Annotated in this window: 16 protein-coding genes; 9 read left to right on the top strand and 7 right to left on the bottom strand. The window is 66.9% G+C overall.

The window, feature by feature from the left end; genetic code table 11:
• Positions 1–55: 55 nt before the first annotated feature.
• Both SR3_RS12925 and SR3_RS12920 read right to left on the bottom strand, forming a co-directional pair.
• A complete protein-coding gene (locus tag SR3_RS12925) occupies positions 56–2941 on the bottom strand; it encodes a TonB-dependent receptor plug domain-containing protein (protein WP_068086433.1) in 2886 nt (961 codons plus the stop codon).
• 91 nt (positions 2942–3032) lie between these two features.
• A complete protein-coding gene (locus tag SR3_RS12920) occupies positions 3033–3842 on the bottom strand; it encodes a phosphatase PAP2 family protein (protein WP_068086430.1) in 810 nt (269 codons plus the stop codon).
• 317 nt (positions 3843–4159) lie between these two features.
• Here SR3_RS12920 and SR3_RS12915 point away from each other — a divergent pair, with 317 nt between their 5' ends.
• The 5 genes from SR3_RS12915 (at position 4160) to SR3_RS12895 (ending at position 8001) form a co-directional block, all read left to right on the top strand.
• Complete coding sequence (locus tag SR3_RS12915) at positions 4160–4930, top strand: nuclear transport factor 2 family protein (protein ID WP_169805626.1); 771 nt, start codon at positions 4160–4162, stop codon at positions 4928–4930.
• Between the two features lie 5 nt (positions 4931–4935).
• Positions 4936–5829 carry an alpha/beta fold hydrolase gene (locus tag SR3_RS12910; protein ID WP_068086425.1) on the top strand — a complete coding sequence of 298 codons (894 nt, stop codon included), beginning with the start codon at positions 4936–4938 and terminating at the stop codon, positions 5827–5829.
• Between the two features lie 125 nt (positions 5830–5954).
• Positions 5955–6344 carry a DUF6152 family protein gene (locus SR3_RS12905; protein WP_068086423.1) on the top strand — a complete coding sequence of 130 codons (390 nt, stop codon included), beginning with the start codon at positions 5955–5957 and terminating at the stop codon, positions 6342–6344.
• Between the two features lie 122 nt (positions 6345–6466).
• Positions 6467–7288: a hypothetical protein gene (locus SR3_RS32140; protein WP_068086420.1), complete on the top strand. Its 822-nt coding sequence runs from the start codon at positions 6467–6469 to the stop codon at positions 7286–7288.
• A 14-nt stretch (positions 7289–7302) separates the two neighbouring features.
• Entirely contained in the window at positions 7303–8001 is a 699-nt protein-coding gene (locus tag SR3_RS12895) for a hypothetical protein (RefSeq protein ID WP_068086417.1), read from the top strand.
• Positions 8002–8050: 49 nt separating this feature from the next.
• Here SR3_RS12895 and SR3_RS12890 read toward each other — a convergent pair whose 3' ends face one another.
• Genes SR3_RS12890 through SR3_RS12880 form a run of 3 tightly spaced genes read right to left on the bottom strand, consistent with a single transcriptional unit; the run spans position 8051 to position 9925 of the window.
• Positions 8051–8911: an alpha/beta fold hydrolase gene (locus tag SR3_RS12890; RefSeq protein ID WP_068086414.1), complete on the bottom strand. Its 861-nt coding sequence runs from the start codon at positions 8909–8911 to the stop codon at positions 8051–8053.
• Entirely contained in the window at positions 8908–9396 is a 489-nt protein-coding gene (locus SR3_RS12885) for a hypothetical protein (protein WP_068086411.1), read from the bottom strand. Before SR3_RS12885 ends, SR3_RS12890 begins: the two co-directional genes overlap by 4 nt.
• A 31-nt stretch (positions 9397–9427) precedes the next feature.
• Positions 9428–9925 carry a DUF6644 family protein gene (locus SR3_RS12880; protein ID WP_068086408.1) on the bottom strand — a complete coding sequence of 166 codons (498 nt, stop codon included), beginning with the start codon at positions 9923–9925 and terminating at the stop codon, positions 9428–9430.
• 252 nt (positions 9926–10177) lie between these two features.
• Between SR3_RS12880 and SR3_RS12875 the strand changes: the two genes are divergently transcribed.
• Genes SR3_RS12875 through SR3_RS12865 form a run of 3 tightly spaced genes read left to right on the top strand, consistent with a single transcriptional unit; the run spans position 10178 to position 12964 of the window.
• Positions 10178–10933 carry a c-type cytochrome gene (locus tag SR3_RS12875; RefSeq protein ID WP_084455501.1) on the top strand — a complete coding sequence of 252 codons (756 nt, stop codon included), beginning with the start codon at positions 10178–10180 and terminating at the stop codon, positions 10931–10933.
• Positions 10920–11783 carry a peptidylprolyl isomerase gene (locus SR3_RS12870; RefSeq protein WP_068086403.1) on the top strand — a complete coding sequence of 288 codons (864 nt, stop codon included), beginning with the start codon at positions 10920–10922 and terminating at the stop codon, positions 11781–11783. Before SR3_RS12875 ends, SR3_RS12870 begins: the two co-directional genes overlap by 14 nt.
• Complete coding sequence (locus tag SR3_RS12865; protein WP_068086582.1) at positions 11783–12964, top strand: HupE/UreJ family protein; 1182 nt, start codon at positions 11783–11785, stop codon at positions 12962–12964. The genes SR3_RS12870 and SR3_RS12865 overlap by 1 nt, the downstream gene beginning before the upstream one ends.
• 41 nt (positions 12965–13005) lie before the next feature.
• On the opposite strand, the gene SR3_RS12860 is transcribed toward SR3_RS12865, so the two are convergent.
• Both SR3_RS12860 and SR3_RS12855 read right to left on the bottom strand, forming a co-directional pair.
• Positions 13006–13875, bottom strand: a complete 870-nt coding sequence (locus SR3_RS12860; protein ID WP_084455500.1) for a dioxygenase family protein — start codon at positions 13873–13875, stop codon at positions 13006–13008.
• Between the two features lie 29 nt (positions 13876–13904).
• Positions 13905–14486, bottom strand: a complete 582-nt coding sequence (locus SR3_RS12855) for a cytochrome b (RefSeq protein WP_169805625.1) — start codon at positions 14484–14486, stop codon at positions 13905–13907.
• 212 nt (positions 14487–14698) lie between these two features.
• Between SR3_RS12855 and SR3_RS12850 the strand changes: the two genes are divergently transcribed.
• Positions 14699–15637 (top strand): LysR family transcriptional regulator, encoded by a 939-nt coding sequence (locus SR3_RS12850; protein WP_068086396.1) that lies wholly within the window; start codon positions 14699–14701, stop codon positions 15635–15637.
• Positions 15638–15658: the final 21 nt, after the last annotated feature.

The raw sequence follows: 15658 nt of genomic DNA, 5'->3' as shown, positions 1-15658 counted from the left end.
CCCGGTGCCGCGAGATGCGACACCGGGACAGTCGCCCGGAACGGTGGTGGACCGGTCAGAACGTCGTGCGCACGCCGATCTTGTAGGACCGGCCAAGGATATCGTAATTGAGGTTGCGGCTGCCGCTGGTCACCGCCACCACGGCGTAAAGCGGCGGCGAACGGTCGAACACATTGTTGACCACGCCGAAGATCTGGAAATTCTTCCCCACGCCCACATGCCATGACAGGTTGGTGTAGACCATGCCGGGCAGGCGGTTGTTGTTGATCGAATTGGCGTTGGTGTTGACGTAACCTGCGTCGGTGGGATCCACCAGCGTGGCGCCATTGGTGGTGCCGCCGGTCAGCGTATAGGCGCTGAGCGTGTCATACTTTACGCCGGTGAAGCCGCGCAGCTGCAAATCGATGCCCGACTTGCCCAGCACATAGCTGAGCGTCGCCGTGGCGGACCACTTGGGCACGCCTTGTGCCGAACCGGCGGTCTCGAAGGGCTGCGGGCGGATCAGCGTGAGGAACTGCTGCAGGTGGATGGCGTAATTGGCCGATCCATGCAGTTCGAAATGGCCGGGGATGCCAAGGTCCGGCACGCGATAGGCGGCGTCGAAGTCGATCCCCTCGGATTTCAGCTCGTTGAGATTGTAGGTCAGATTGCCTGCCGAGGTGATGCCGTTGCCGCCCGCGATGGTGTTGAAGGTGATGCCCGGGCAGGTGGTGGCCCCACCGGCGATGGCGGTGGCGCAGACGCTCTGGGTCTGGGCGGCGGAGAGGCGGGTGATCGCGCCATTGATGCGGATGTTGTAGTAATCCACGGCGAGGCGCAGCCCCCGCAGCGGTCCGCTGGTCAGCGCCAGCGTGGCGCCCCCGGTGAAGGTGTTGGCCTTTTCCGGCTTGAGCGCGGTGTTGCCCGCAGCATAGATGTTGCTGGTGCCCGTCACGCCATAGCCGAAGGTGCCGGGAATGTTGTTGGTGGTGGAGGTGGGCAGCGCTCCGCCCAGGAAATACAGCTCGTTGAGATTGGGCGCGCGGATATCGCGTGACCATGTGGCGCGCAGGCGCAGGCCCTTGGCGGGCTCCCACACGCCGCCCGCCTTCCAGGTGGTGACCGCGCCCGAAAGCGAATAGTCGGTGCGGCGCACCGCGCCATCCACGCTCACCGATTTGGCGAAGGGCAGGTCTTTCGCCAGCGGCACGCCGACTTCCAGAAAGCCCTCCTTCACCGTCTGCTGCCCGCCATAGGTGGTGAAATTGCCCACCGAATAGATGCTGGCATTGCCCAGCGCATCGCTGGTGACGGTCAGCTTGTCCTTGCGCCATTCGCCGCCCAGCGCCACCGAGACATCGCCCGCCCACAAGGTCACCGGCGTGCCAGACAGGCTGGCGGAGACGACATCCTTGGTGATCGTCGTATCCTGATGCTGATTGTTGTAGATATAGTTCAGCGCGGCGGCGCTGTTGTTGGTGCCAAAGGGGTTGAACGCCACGCAGCTCTTGCCGGTGGTGCTTTCATAAAGGTTGAGCTGGCTGATCAGCAGCGCCGACAGGTTGGGATTGCTGGACGTGCCGTTGCAGCCATAGACCGCCTTGTAGAGCGCCGAGGTCACCAGGCCGGTGGTGTTGAAATCCTGATGCGTCCAGCCGTGCTGGCCATAGACATCGACCTTCCACTTGCCGAAGCCGCCTTTGATCCCGCCGACCATGTCATGCATGTCCAGGTTCTGCCACGTCAGGTTGCCGCCGCCATTCTCGGTCATGATGCGGCCCACCGAGACATTGGTGCCCGTATACAGCGCGCGCACCGAAGCGGGCAGGCTGCTGGTGGGCACCTGAAAGGCCGTCAGATAGCTGGAGGTGAGCTGCGCGGGCAGGCTGGTATGGGCATAGTTCAGCTCGGCATAGGCTTGCCAGCTGTCGGTGATGTCGTAGGCTGCGCGGCCATAGGCGACGATCCGCGAATTCTTGTTCTGCAGCTGGAAGAAGCTGTAGGGGCTGTAGCCCTGATTGGCGGTGGAGCCGGTCATCTGCGCGCTGGTGCCGCTGCCGAAAACGGTGCCCTGGTTGAACACCGAAGCATTGCCCGCCGGATCGAAGGTGTAGAGGTTGCCGTTGCTGGCCCGCGTGGTGATCAGCCCGCCCGCCGTGACATTGGCCAGCTCCACCCCGCTGGCGAAGACCTGCGCGGGCAGGCCCAGCGCGCTGCGCTGCGCCGCCGATGTGGCGAGCAGCCCCTGCTCCTGGCTGTAGCGGCTGTAGATGTTGCCCACGCCCAGCGTGCTGCCCCAGTCGAAACCGGCGATGATATGGCCGCGCCCTTCGGCGAAACCGGTGCCGCCCGCCAGATTGATGCCGAATTGCTGGCCATCGCCGCGCTCGGTCAACCCGCTCTGCACGCTGGCGGTGATGCCCTTCATATGGTCCTTCAGGATGAAGTTGACCACGCCCGCCACCGCATCCGAACCATAGGCCGCCGAGGCGCCGCCCGTCACCACATCCACCCGCTCGATCAGGCCGACGGGGATCATGTTGGTGTCGAAGGAGCCGGTCGCCACCGTGCCGACATGGCGATGCCCGTTGACCAGCGTGAGCGTGCGCACATCGCCCAGCCCGCGCAGATCGGTCAGCGACTGCACGCCCGATTGCTGATCGGCCACGCGCCCGCTGCCCGCCGCCGAGCGGCTGACGCGCATGGCGGGCATTTCATTGATGACATCGGAGATCTGCACCGGTGCGCGCTGCTTGATCTGCTCGGCGGTGACCGTCTGCACCGGGGTGGGCGAGGTGAAATTGGGGTTGGTCAGGCGCGAACCCGTCACGATGATCTCGGGGATCGAGGGATCGCTTTTGCCGGGGGCCTGCGCCGGATCGGCGGGCGCCTCATGGGCCTGGGCCAGCGTGGGCATGATGGTGGCTGCGGCGGTGGTCGCCAGCAGAAGCCTGCGGATCATTGTCATGTCATCTCCCCATGAGTGCGGTGCGCCCCTGTTTGCGGGCGCACTCTGATTGTTGGTTGGCTTCGTATCGCTTGGGGCCGGGGCGTCAGAGCACCGAGCCTGCCGTTGCTTCGGCTTCCGCCGCGCAGCCTTCCGCCGGGGCGCTGCCTTGAGCCGCCACATGGGCGACCTCCTGCTGGGCGGCGGCAAGATCGGTGCGGAATTCCGCTTCGGCGCGGGCGCGGGCCAGCAGAGGCCCGGCCAGATCGCGCCCGGCCATCACCTCGCTGACGCTGGCGAAACCGCAGATGGCGGCGCTGTCACCATAAGAGCGGGCGCGGGCCATCAGCGCATCGCCGCGGGCGGGCAGGGCCTCGCCAAGGATTAGGCCGATGGTCCAGGCCCAGGCCGACTGGATCGAGGGTGTGTTCCCGGCCATCGTCAGCGCCTTGTCGGTCAGGCAGACGGCGCCCTTGTCACGCTGATAGGGGCGCTGGGCCTCCTGCGGGGCGATGCGGGTCAGGGTGATCATATCGGTGCGATAGCGCGAGAGCAGCTTGACCAGACGAGGCGCATTCTCCGCGCTCAGCGTGGTCCCGGCGGCGCAGGCGAAGGCCTTGAGCACGCCCTTGCCCGCATCGGCCTGCGCCTGCGTCCAGCGCGGCGTGCCTTCCAGCTTGCGGGTCTGCTGGAAAAAGGCGCGGTCGGCGCTGTCGCGGGGGGAGCCGGGGGCCGGGCGGGGGGCCAGTTGCTCGCGATGCAGCCCGCTCTGTGCCAGATAGGCTCGGTATTCCGGCGGCAGGCCGGGCGGCGATCCGTTGGGAGCCTGCGCATGGGCCCCTCCCGCCGCGGCGCCGAGGGCGATTGCCGCCAGCCCGATGCAAGCGATCCCACCGGTGTTGAAAACTGTGCCCAAGCGTCCCCTCGCCCGCATGGCGAACCCCTCCCAGCTGTTGTGATGCCTTGCGCGCCCGGCCGACGAGACGGCCTTTTGTCGCGTTACAGGGCTCTTAGGCTGGAACGGGCGGGTTGAGGTCGCCCGTTTGTGGTGATTCAGCTATGCCCAGATTGGAATGGCATGAATTATCTATCTGGTTATCAAATATAAATTTACATTTTTCGTGCCGCAGCGATCCGTCGCGCCCATTTCCTCCGCCGGGTTGATGGCTATAGCTAGGCTGGCAATCCGCCGTGTCGGGCAACGTTTCCGGCATGCATCGAGGGAGAGAGGGAATGACGTCACGCATTGGTCGATCGGTCGGCCTGTTGAGCCTGGCCGCCATAAACGCGCTGATGCCCGCCGCCAGCCATGCCGCCGCTGCCGAAAACTGCACCGTGCCGGTGGCCGAACGCGCCGTGGCCTTGAACGAGATCCAGAATCTGGTAGGCCGCTATGACCATTTGGGTACATTGCGCGGTGAAGGCACGCTGGCCAATCTCTTCGCGCTCAACACCGAGGGCGTCAGCTGGCTGACGCCGGGCGGCCCCGTCGGCATCGCCGCGATGAAGGCCCGTTTCGAAGACCCTGACGAGGACCGCCGCCCCGGCATCCTGCATATGCATTCGATGTTCTCGCCGATCATCGAGATCGCCGGGGACGGCAAGACGGCCAAGGGCGTGTGGGACAGTTTCGGCCCCAGCATTCAGGGCCCTGACGACATCGGCAGCTGGCTCTGGGTGAAATATGCCGTCGATTTCACCAAGGAAGAGGGCAAGTGGAAGATCTGGCACCTGCGGGTCTATCCGGTGTTCAACACCAAATTCTCCACCCCGATCACCCAGACCGCGCGCGAGATGAACGCCAAGCAGGGCGGCCCCGGCGTGGCCGGCGTGTCCGGGCGTGACAGCGCGCGCGCCGGGCCGAACGCCGGTCAGGCCCGACCGGGCTATGTGATGCCCGGCAAGATCTGGCGCTATGATGGCAAGTCCTCGCCACAGGGGCCCTTCATCCCCGAACCCTACTGCCACTTCGACCCCGCCACGGCCTATACGGCGGACAAGTAAGGGCCATGCCGCGCGCTTTTCTTGACCAGACCTTGCGTGGGCTGATGCTGGCGGCGGGGCTTGCCCTTGCCGCTGGTTCCGCCGCTGCGCAGGATGCGGGCGCGCGGCAGGGCTTTATGGTCAACGATCGGGTCAGCCTGCGCTATGCTTTGGCCGGGCCGGTCTCCGGCCCTCCGGTGGTGCTGCTCCATGAAATGGGCATGACGCTGGAGGGCTGGGACGATGTGGCGCCCGATCTGGCGCGCGACCACCGGGTGCTGCGCTACGATCTGCGCGGCTTCGGCCTGTCCGAGCGGATCGATGGCGCGGTCGGCATCGAGGATGAGGTCGAGGATCTGCGCGATCTGCTCGATGCCTCGGGTTTGCGCGGGCCGGTGGTGCTGGTCGGCGGCGCGGTGGGCGGAGCGATTGCGCTGCGTTTCGCCGCGCGCTGGCCCGAACGGGTGCGCGGGGTGATGGCGCTTTCGCCCGCCGTGGGCGTGCCGCCAGAGGCGCGTGCGGCAACGCTGGCGCAGGCGGCGCGGATCGAGCGCACCGGTATGCGGGCCCTGCTGGGCGACATGCGTGACATCTATCCCGACGCGATCCGCCACGATGCCGCGCGGCTGGACCGGTTCAGGGCCTTGCAGCTCTCCGCCGATCCGGTGTCGCTGGCCGCCACCTTGCGGATGATCGCCACCACCGATTTCGCCCCCATCGTGGCGGCCGTGCGCTGCCCGGTGCTGGTGGCGGGCGCGGCGCTCTATCCCGCGCGTCCGCTGGCCCAGGGCGAGGCGCTGGCGCGGCATATGGCGCAAGGCCGCTTTATCGCGCTGGAGACCGGCCATTTCATGGCGATCCAGTCACCCGAGTTGCTGCTGCCCGCCCTGCGCGGCTTTCTGGCGCAGGTGGAGCGGTGAGCGCCCTGTGCACCGGTTTCGCGCATGGCTGACATACGTTTTGCGTGACTGGTGATTGGCACCGGCGCGCGTGATGCACTGATCCGCGACGCCGAGTGGAAGGCGCCGGGTCCAAAGGAGAAGGAATGATGACACGCAAGCTGGCCGTCGCGATGGCGGCTGTTCTGGCCGCCACGGCGGCGGTGCCCGATGCGGCGATGGCGCATCATTCGGCGGCGGCCTTCGACCGGTCCAAGCCGCTGGTGGTGGGCGGCACGCTCAAGGTGTTCGACTGGACCAACCCGCACACCTGGATCACGCTGGTGGTGCCCGATGGCAAGGGCGGGAATGAGGAATGGCGGCTGGAAGGCCCCTCGATCTCGATCCTGGCGCGCAATGGCTGGAAACGGGATTCGATCCAGCCGGGCGAGAAGATCCGCCTGCTGGTCGCCCCCAACCGCGATGGCAGCAAGGGCGGCGAATTCCTGACCGTGAAGAAGGCCGATGGCACGACGCTGAAATTCGGCATCGTGTAACCGCGGCCCGACATCCGGCGTTGCACGACGCCGGGCGCCTTGCGGCCCGGGGGGACCGCAAGGCGCGACAAGATGAAGGGCAGACGGAAGGGTCCGCTGCCCGATCCATGAGGAGAGAGCCGATGCCGTTTCATCCGAAACGACACGAAAGGCTGGCCGCGCTGATGATCGCCGGGGGGCTGTGGTGCCTGCCGCTGGCGGCGCTGGCGCAGGTCAGTTCCGCCAGCGACGCCGACATTCAGGATGCGCCGCCGCAGTTCAAGTCCAGCCTGTCGAACGGGCGGATCAAGCCCGATGCCAGCGAGTTGACGCGCCAAAACATCCAGGGCGCGCCGCCATCGAAGGATCCGCGCGATTTCAATGGCATGTATAATTTCCTGCGTGATCCCGGCGGCCCTCCCGGCACGCCGGCGGGCGGCGGCAAGCCGGGCGGGCCGGGTGGTCCTGCCGGTGGCGGCGGGAAGCCCGGTGGCCCGGGCGGTCCTCCGGGGGGCGGCAAGCCCACCAATCTGGGGGCGGGCGCCTGTGTGGTGACCGGTTTCGGCGCTCTGACCAGCTATTCGACCACGGTCCTCATGAACCCGCGCGAGGTGATGTTCCTGATGGAGGAAAATCACGTTCTGCGCTGGGCGACCTTCGCCGACCGGCACAGGCCGGACGCGAAGCCCTCCTACACCGGCGATTCCATCGCGCGCTGGGATGGCGACACGCTGGTGATCGACACCACGCAGGTGGCCACGCGCGGCAAGCCGGGCACCGACCATTATGTCGAAAAGGCCACCAAGCTGCCCGATGGCAACATCGCCATCCAGCGCTTCAAGGCGGATGACAGCGGCACGCTGCAGCCGGTGGAGAAGATCACGCTGCGCTGGCGGCCCGACCTCCATTACGTGGAGGACATTTGCGAGGACTTCGGCGAGGCATTCGGGATTGGATATCAATGATGGGACGCGGACGAATGAAAGCCGCTCTGGCGGTGCTGATGGCGGTTCCGGCGGCGCTGCAGGCAGCGCCCGACAGCAGCCATGACTGGCTCAACGGCACATGGCGCGCTCAGGGCGATGGCGTGCTGCGCAGCACGGATGGCAAGCCGCTGCCGCTGACCCCCAAAGCCGCCGCCGCATGGGCCAGGGTGAAACCGGGCTTTCTGGCGGGCGACCCCAAGGTCGATCCCGCGCGGCGCTGCAAGCCGCCCGGCGAACCGCGGCTGATGGCCGATCCGGGCACGCCCTTCTCGGCGATCGTCACCGGGCCGCGCGTGCTGTTCGCCTATCAGTGGAACCGGCTGGTGCGCATGGTGGAGATGGAAGCCCCGCGCGAGGTGATCGGCCCGACCTATTTCGGCCAGAATGCGGGCCGGTGGGAGGGCGACACGCTGGTCGTCGATGTGCAGGGGCTGCATGAGGGCGTGGCGCTCGACAGGTCCGGCCTGCCCCATGGCGACAAGCTGCGCATCACCGAGCGGTTCCGCGCGCTGGACAAGGACCGGATGGAGATGGTGGCGCAGTTCACCGATCCCGACACCTTCACCCGCCCCTGGACGGCACGTCTGGTGTTCCAGCGCCAGCCGGGGCTGACCGTGGCCGAGGACATCTGCCTCGACCGCGAGCATCTGGTGGGCAAGCTGGTCGATCCCGACAAGGCGAAAGCGAAATAAGGGGCATGGGCCGGGGCCGGTCGGGACCAACCCGACCGGCCCTTTCCTGTCAGGCGTGCTGCAGGAAGGTCAGCACTGCCCGGTTGAAGGCTTCGGGTTCTTCCCAATAGGCCGAATGGCCTGCCCTGGGGATCACAGCGTAATGGCTGCGCGGCGCATGGCGCCCGGCCTCGCGTTGCAGGGCTGGCGGCACGAAGAGATCGGCATCCCCCGTCACCCACAGCACCGGCATGGAGAGGCGGCGGACATCCTGCCATGTCACGCCCTGCGCGGGCGGAGCGCCCAGCGGGGCGGTGCGGGCATGCGCTTCCAGATCGGCCCAGCGCTGCGTGCCTTGCGGGTTGGCGGCGCGATATTCGGGGCCAAGTTCGCGCATGGCGGCAGGCAGTTGGCCAAAAGGCGCCGGGCGCAGGCTTTCGGCCCAGTCCTTGAAGGCGGGCTCGGCGATGCCGGAAATGCTGTTGGCCATGGTCAGGCTGCGCAGGCGCGCGCCATGGGCCACGGCGAACTGTATCGCGATGCCGCCCCCCGCCGCCGAGCCCAGCAGATGGAAGCGGCCCAGCTGCAGCGCCTGCGCGATGGCCAGAATATCGGCATTGGTGCCGGGGTCCGCGCCGGTCACGATGGTGCGCGCATGCTCCCGGCGCGACCAGGCCACCACGCGATACCCGGCGCGCGCAAAGGCGGCCTGCTGATGCTCCCACACCAGCGCGCTGCCGGTGACCGGGTGGGCCAGCAGCAGCGCCGGGCCATGGCCACCGGTATCGGTGACATAGAGCCGGGCACCCGGGGCATCGACCCTATGTTCGGTCAGGACGGGGGTGGCGGCCAGCGCGGGGATGGCCGCCGTCGCGATCCCGCCGCCCAGCCCGATCAGGGCCGCGCGGCGGGTGAGGGCGGCGCTGCTCACAGAAAGCCGATCCAGCGCCCGCAGATCACCACCCCGGTCCACAGGGTGAGCGACAGCGCCCCGGCGATGCGCGCGCCGGGCGGCGGCGGCAATTGCGTGTTCCACGCCGCCACCGAGCGATAGGCGCCGGCATGGAACACCAGCATGTTGCAGCCCGCCAGCGCCAGCAGCACGATCTTGCCCTGAAAGGCCCAGAGCCCGGCATAGCGCGTGGCCGCCGAGGCAAACATCAGCGATCCGGTGACCAGCGCCAGCACAAAGCAGGCCCAGGTCCACATCAGCGTCTCGCGGCTGAGGTCGAGCACCCCCTGATCGCGCCGGGCCACGCCCAGCAGGCGCAGATCGAGCATGGCGATGGTGCCCACCACCAGCACGATGGCGGCAACATGCACCACCTCGATCACGGGAAACAGAAAGGCCGATCCCGCAATGGCCTGGGCGACCGGGGTGGCTTCGATGGCGGCGAGCAAATCCTGCAGGGCCATGGCGCAAATCCTTCGTAAATCTGGATAAAGATCAGGCGTAGGCGATCCAGCGCCCGCAGGTGATGATGCCGAACCACAGCACCAGCGAGACGCTGGCGATCGCGCGCAGCTGCCCGCGCGTGGCGGACGGCAGCTGGTCGATGCGTTGGGCCTGCGTGCTTGCGGCGCTCCGCTGGATCAGCAGGGTCAGGATCACCACAGTGACCAGCATCGTCATCTTGTACCAGAAGAAGCGGTTGAGCAGTTCGCGCCCCGGTTCGCCCAGGATCAGCACCAGCCCCGAACACAGCAGCACTGGCAGGGCGCTCCACACCCAGGGGAGGTAACGGCGGGTCAGCCGCTCGAAGCTGTCGCCGCTGTGGGTGAAACCGGCGACGCGCATGTCGAGCATGACGATGCTGGCCATCACCACGGCAATCGCCAGAATATGGATCGACTGGGTGATGGGGATCAGCCAGTCGAGACTTTTGATCCCGGTGCTGATGGGGGTTGCCTCGATCCATGCAACAAGGTCGCGCATTGCGGCCATGAGTCTCTCCCGTCTTGTCCGGCCCGCTTTTGCGGCCTGCCTGAACGGCTGCCCGGATAGGTTGATGGGCGCAGCCGCCCGCTTGTTCGCCCCAAGGGATCGGCCCCAAAGGGCGGCGGAACAAGTCACCCTGACCGTTTAAGAGAAATACCCGAAACGGTAGAAGGCGGCGCCTGCGCCGCGTGCCATAAACCATCGCCGATGGGTTGAGACGGCAGATTGTGCCGCGTTGAGGATGGAGACGGCGCCGTCATGATCGGCCGCAGGGCACTCTGGTGCATGGTGGGATGTGTGGTGCTGGGCGGCGTGATGCTTGGCCGCCATGCGCATGAGGCCGGGCTGCGCCGCGATCTGCTGCGCGCCGATCCCGCCACCATCATGGGCGATCCCCGGCTGGCCGCCTATGCGCGGCAACGCGGCGGCGCGGTGTTCGCGCGGGCCTGCGCCTCCTGCCATGGGCCGGGCGGGCAGGGGAATATCGCGGGCGGTGTTCCCGATCTGCGCGATGGCGAGCATCTCTATGGCGAGGGGCGCATCGACGAGATCGAGCAGATCACGCGTTACGGCATTCGCTCGCACCATTCGCTGGGATGGAATCTGGCCTCCATGCCCGCCTATGCCAGCCCCCATCCCTCCGCCGACAAGGGCATCCATCCGCTGACCCCGGCGCAGACCGCCGATCTGGTGCAGTTCCTGCTGGGCATGGGCGGGCGCGCCACGGATGGCGCGGCGGTGGAGCGCGGCAAGGCGCTGTTTGCCGGGGCGGGGGGCTGCTATGATTGCCATGGCTCGGATGCGGGCGGCGACAGTTCGATCGGGGCGCCCTCGCTCTCCGATGCGGTCTGGCTTTATGGCGGCAGCCCGGCGCGGATCAGGGCCTCCATCGAACAGGGGCGCGCCGGGGTGAGCCCGGCCTTCCTTCACACGCTCGACCCCGCCGACATCCGCGCGGTGGCGGTCTTTACCTTCGGGCTTTCCAGACAGGATGGATCTCATGACGGAGGCTGAAACGCCCTGGCTGCCGGTGCGCTGGCGCCTCGCCTGGGCGCGCGAGAACACGCGCCGCTCGCTGACGCTGTGCGCTGCCGGGGCGGTGCTGGGGCTGGTGGTGGGGGGCTATGGGCTGTTCACCGCGCAGGGCACGCGCATCGCGGGCGTGCCGCCCGAGGATGTGGCGGTGGTCAATGGCGTGCCGGTGCTGCGGGTGGATTACGACAATCAGCTGCGCGCCCAGTTCAACGTCTCGCCCGAACAGGCCACGCCCGCGCAGCGCAAGACCGTGATCGAGGCGATGCTGCGCGAGGAACTCTATGTCCAGCGCGGGCTGGAGCTGGGTGTGCCCACCGACGATGTGGATGTGCGCGCCGCGCTGGTCAATGCGGTGGAGGAGGCGGCCACCGCCGATGTGCTGGCCTCCCGCCCCACCGAGGAGGAATTGCGCGCCTATTATCAGGCCAACCGCATGCGCTGGGCCAATGAGGGCACGATGCTGGTGGAGGATTATGTGGTGCCCGCCGGCAGCACGGCGGGCGTATTGCCTGCCGGGGCGGTGCGTCAGCCGGTGATGCGGGATGGTGAGGAATATTGGTTCGCCGCGCGGCTCCATCTGGGAGAGGCGCTGTTCAGGCTGGCGCAGGGCCTGCGCGATGGCGCGGTTTCGGCGCCGCTGCATATCGGCGAACAATGGCATATGCTGCGCATAGTGAGGAACCGCCCACCCGTGGCGCGCGCGCTGGACGAGGTGCGTGACAAGGTGCTGGCCGATTTCCAGAAGGACAAGGCCGCAAGGCTGGCCTCCGCCAATGACCGTTTCCTCAGGCGCCGGGCGGATATCCAGCTGGCCGGGGATGTGAAGTGATGCGCTGGCCGATCCCGAACTGGCTATGGCTGGTTCTGGTGCTGCTGGCCGCCCCGGCGCAGGCGCATACCCGCAGCGAGACGCATTCCAGCTGGTCGGTCGATGGCTCCAGCGTGCATCTCGATTTCACCGTGCCTCAGGCCGAGGCGGCGCGCCTGCCCAAGGGGCAAAGTCTGATCGCCTATCTGGTGCAGAATGTGGGGGTGAACGCCAGGGGTGTGCCCTGCGCGCTGGTCGGCCATGCGCGGCCGGTGTTCGCCGCGGCGGGCTATGCGCGGGTGGAGATGGCCTTTTCCTGCTCCTCGCTGGAGGAGATGACGCTCCATTCGGATGCCTTCTTCGATCTGGTGCCCACCCATGTCACCTACGCCCAGATTCAGGATGGCCATGGCGAGTTCTTCGAGCAGCTGTTCAACACCGAGCACCGCGACATCGCCATCAGCGGCAGCAATGCCGCCAACCGCCTGGAGAACGCCGATTTCCTTGCCTATATCGGCATGGGGGTGATGCATATCTTCACCGGCATCGATCATATGAGCTTCCTGCTGGGGCTGGTGCTGATCTCGCGGAAATTTCGCGATCTGTTGTTTGTCATCACCGGTTTCACGCTGGGCCATTCGCTGACCCTGGCGCTGGCGGTGACCGGGCTGGTGCGGCCCCATGCCGAATTCATCGATGCTCTGGTGGCGCTGACGATCATGATGATCGGCGCGGAAAACATCGCGGCGGCGACGCGGCGGCCGGAACTGATCGCCATCGTCACCGGCGGCGCGCTGCTGGCGATGGCTGCGCTGAAGCTGCTGGGCGTGGGGCTGCTGCCCGCCGCACTGCTGCTGGGGGCCGGGCTGTTCGCCGGGAATTACATCATCATCTCGGGCCATGTGCGCGATGCCGGGCGGTTGCGGATGGTGATCACGCTGGTCTTCGGCCTGATCCATGGCTTCGGCTTTGCCGCCGATCTGCTGGAAAGCCGCATCCCCACCGAAAAGCTGGTCAAGCTGCTCGTCGGCTTCAATCTGGGGGTGGAGATCGGGCAGGTCAGCGTCGTTTCGGCGGTGGTCGGTCTTGTCTGGCTGCTGCGGCACTATGGGCTGGCCTTGCCCAGACCCATCGTGGTGGATGTCACGGCCTCCATGCTGGTGGCGCTGGGCACCGGCTGGTTTATGTCGCGCAGCTTCTGAACGGGCAGGGGCGGGGTTCGCGCCCCGCCCCCCGCCATTCCTCACCGCCAGCCGGGCGGCAGCGGCGGCTTTTGCGCCCTCGGCCTGGCCGCATTCTCCGGCGAGGGGATCAGCGCGGCGATGCGTTCGTCACCCTTGGGGGGCACGCCCGGCGCGGGCACGCATTTGTCGCCATTGGTGGGGCAGGGCATCTTTTCGCCCGGCGCCGGGGTGGCCTGCGGGTTCACCCCATAGGTGATCGAGACGACATAGCGATCCGCCTCTTCCTTCACCTGCGCCACGGCATTGCGGCTGGCCTCGGCCATGATCCAGTCGGTGACGTTAATCGTGTCGCGCACCGCCTCGCGCTTGTAGCCGGGCGCATTGAGGTAGATCCATTCGCTCAGCGCATCGGGGAAGAAGATCTGCGAGGTCAGGCGCGTGCGCCCGTCGATATGGATCTTGAAATGGATATGCGCGGTGCGGCCGCGATACCAGCCGGGATAGATGGTGCGAAACACCACCATGCCTGCCGCATCGCTGGTCTGGGTGCCGCGCAGAAAGGTTTCGCCGGGGGTGGCGATGGTCAGATCGTCGCCCTGGTTGGGGAAGTCGGAATAGATGCCCTGCGCGTCGGCCTGCCAGCAATCGATCCGCGCGCCTGCAATCGGGCGGCATTGCGCATCGACGATCCGCACGCGCACCTCCAGCGGGATGCCCTTCTTGCCCTCGGTGATGTCGGCGCGGTGGATCGCCTTGTTCTCGTAATAGGGGCCATCGACGGTATCGGGGTGGAGGAAACACACCGTATCCTGCGGGATGGCCACGGAGGCCGCTTCGGCTTTGCGCGGAGCGGCCCGGGCCGCTGCCGCCGCGCCAGCCGAAACCAGGCCGGTGGCGATCATCGCCCGGCGCGAGAGACGTGTCGTCATGGGGTTGGAAACTCCTGTTGCGGGAAAACTCAGCCCCGCCGGGCCGGCCACATGCGCTTGAGCACCGGATCGCGGTCCAGCAGGTGGTGCTTGGCCACGGCGCCGACATGCACGAGCAGCAGCAGCGGCAGGAGCCAGCTGGCGCTCAAGCCATGCACGGTGACCAGCACATCATGCAGATGGTTCACCATCGGCTCGGGCAGGGCGGGGAAAATGGGAAAATGTGGCCAGGGGATCAGGCCGAAGATCGTGAGATGGTTCTTTTGCACCTTATGCGCGGAGAGCACCAGCCAGCCCGAAAAGGGGATCAGCACCATCAGGCCATACAGCGCCAGATGGCCCAGATGCGCGGCCATCACCTCCCAGCGCGCCATGCCGGGCGCTTCGGGCGGGGGGCGATGGGTGATGCGCCACAGGATGCGGCAGATCACCAGCACCAGCGCCGAAAGACCCAGCGAGACATGCAGCGGCAGCAGGGGCTTGGGGGGAAATTTCATGCCCGGAGTTGCCTCGGGAAAGGTCCAGCCGATCAGCACGTTGGCCAGCATGATCGCGGCCATCAGCCAGTGCAGGGCGATGGCCACGCGCGTGTAGCTTTGCTGCCTGGCCATGCTGTTCCTCCCGCCCTGATCCGCCGCTGCGGCTGCGTGGCCGTCCGGCTTGTTGTCATGACCATAATGGCATGTGGGGCGCGTGGCTTGATCCTTCCCGCGCATATCAGCTTGCCATTGGCGAGGATGTGTCATAAATTAGCGCAACAGAGAATAATTCGCGAGGGTCCGACCGAAAAAACCGGCGGATCAACTGTGTGTGGGAGAGAGAGATGGATTTCGAGCGGTGGAAACTGTTCCTCAAGGTCGCCGAAATGGGGAGCCTGTCCAAGGTCGCGGTGGTGATGAAACGGCGGCAGCCGGTGATCAGCCGCCATATCAACGCTCTGGAGATCGAATGCGGTTGCACGCTGTTCTATCGTACCGGGCGCGGCGTGGCGCTGACCGAGGTGGGCGAGGCGATCCTGCCGCGCGTGCAGACCATGGTCCGCGAATCCGAACAGATCATGATGGACATCAAGGGGCAGGCCGGTGTGCCGGTCGGTGCGGTGTCGGTCGGGTTGTTGCCCTCGGTGCGGATCGCGGCGGATTTCCTGGGTCTGGCCATGGACAAGTTCCCGCAGGTGACCCTGCATCTGACCGAGGCCGCCGCCGGGCAACTGGCCGAGCAGGTGGCGACCGGGCGCATCGATCTGGCGCTGGTGCTGCGTGAGCCGGGATCGCTGGGGCTGACCGACGAGGCCCTGCTGACCATGCCGCTCTGCGTGGTGGGCCCTCCGGGCGATCCGATCACCAGCCAGCGCGCGGTGTCGCTGGCGCAGATCGCGGGCCTGCCGCTGATTCAGGCCAAGCCGCCAAACGCCCTGCGCCTGCATATCGAGCAATCCGCCCGCCGCGCCGGGGTGCAGCTGACCTATGGGCCGCAGATCGATGCTCTGGCCACGCAGAAGCAGGTGATCGCGGGGGGCATGGGCTATACGATCACCACCCGCATGGCGGTGCGCGAGGAGGTGGCGCAGGGGCTGCTCTCTGCGGCCGACATCACCGAGCCGCGCATGGATCTGATGCTGGTGCTGGTCCGCTCCAACCAGCGGCCCGCCACGCTGGCGATCCGCAAGATCGCCCGCCTGCTGGCCGAGCTGGTGCGCAAGCTGCCGGATGCCTATATTGATGATTCCTCCCCCTCTTTCCTGCCGCTGACGATACAGTAACGGCAGCAGCATGGGTTGCGG

Origin of the sequence: Novosphingobium rosa NBRC 15208, from assembly GCF_001598555.1 — a bacterium.
Taxonomy (GTDB): domain Bacteria; phylum Pseudomonadota; class Alphaproteobacteria; order Sphingomonadales; family Sphingomonadaceae; genus Novosphingobium; species Novosphingobium rosa.
The sequence above is the reverse complement of the archived record's forward strand: the minus strand, read 5'-3'. Positions and strand labels throughout refer to the sequence as shown.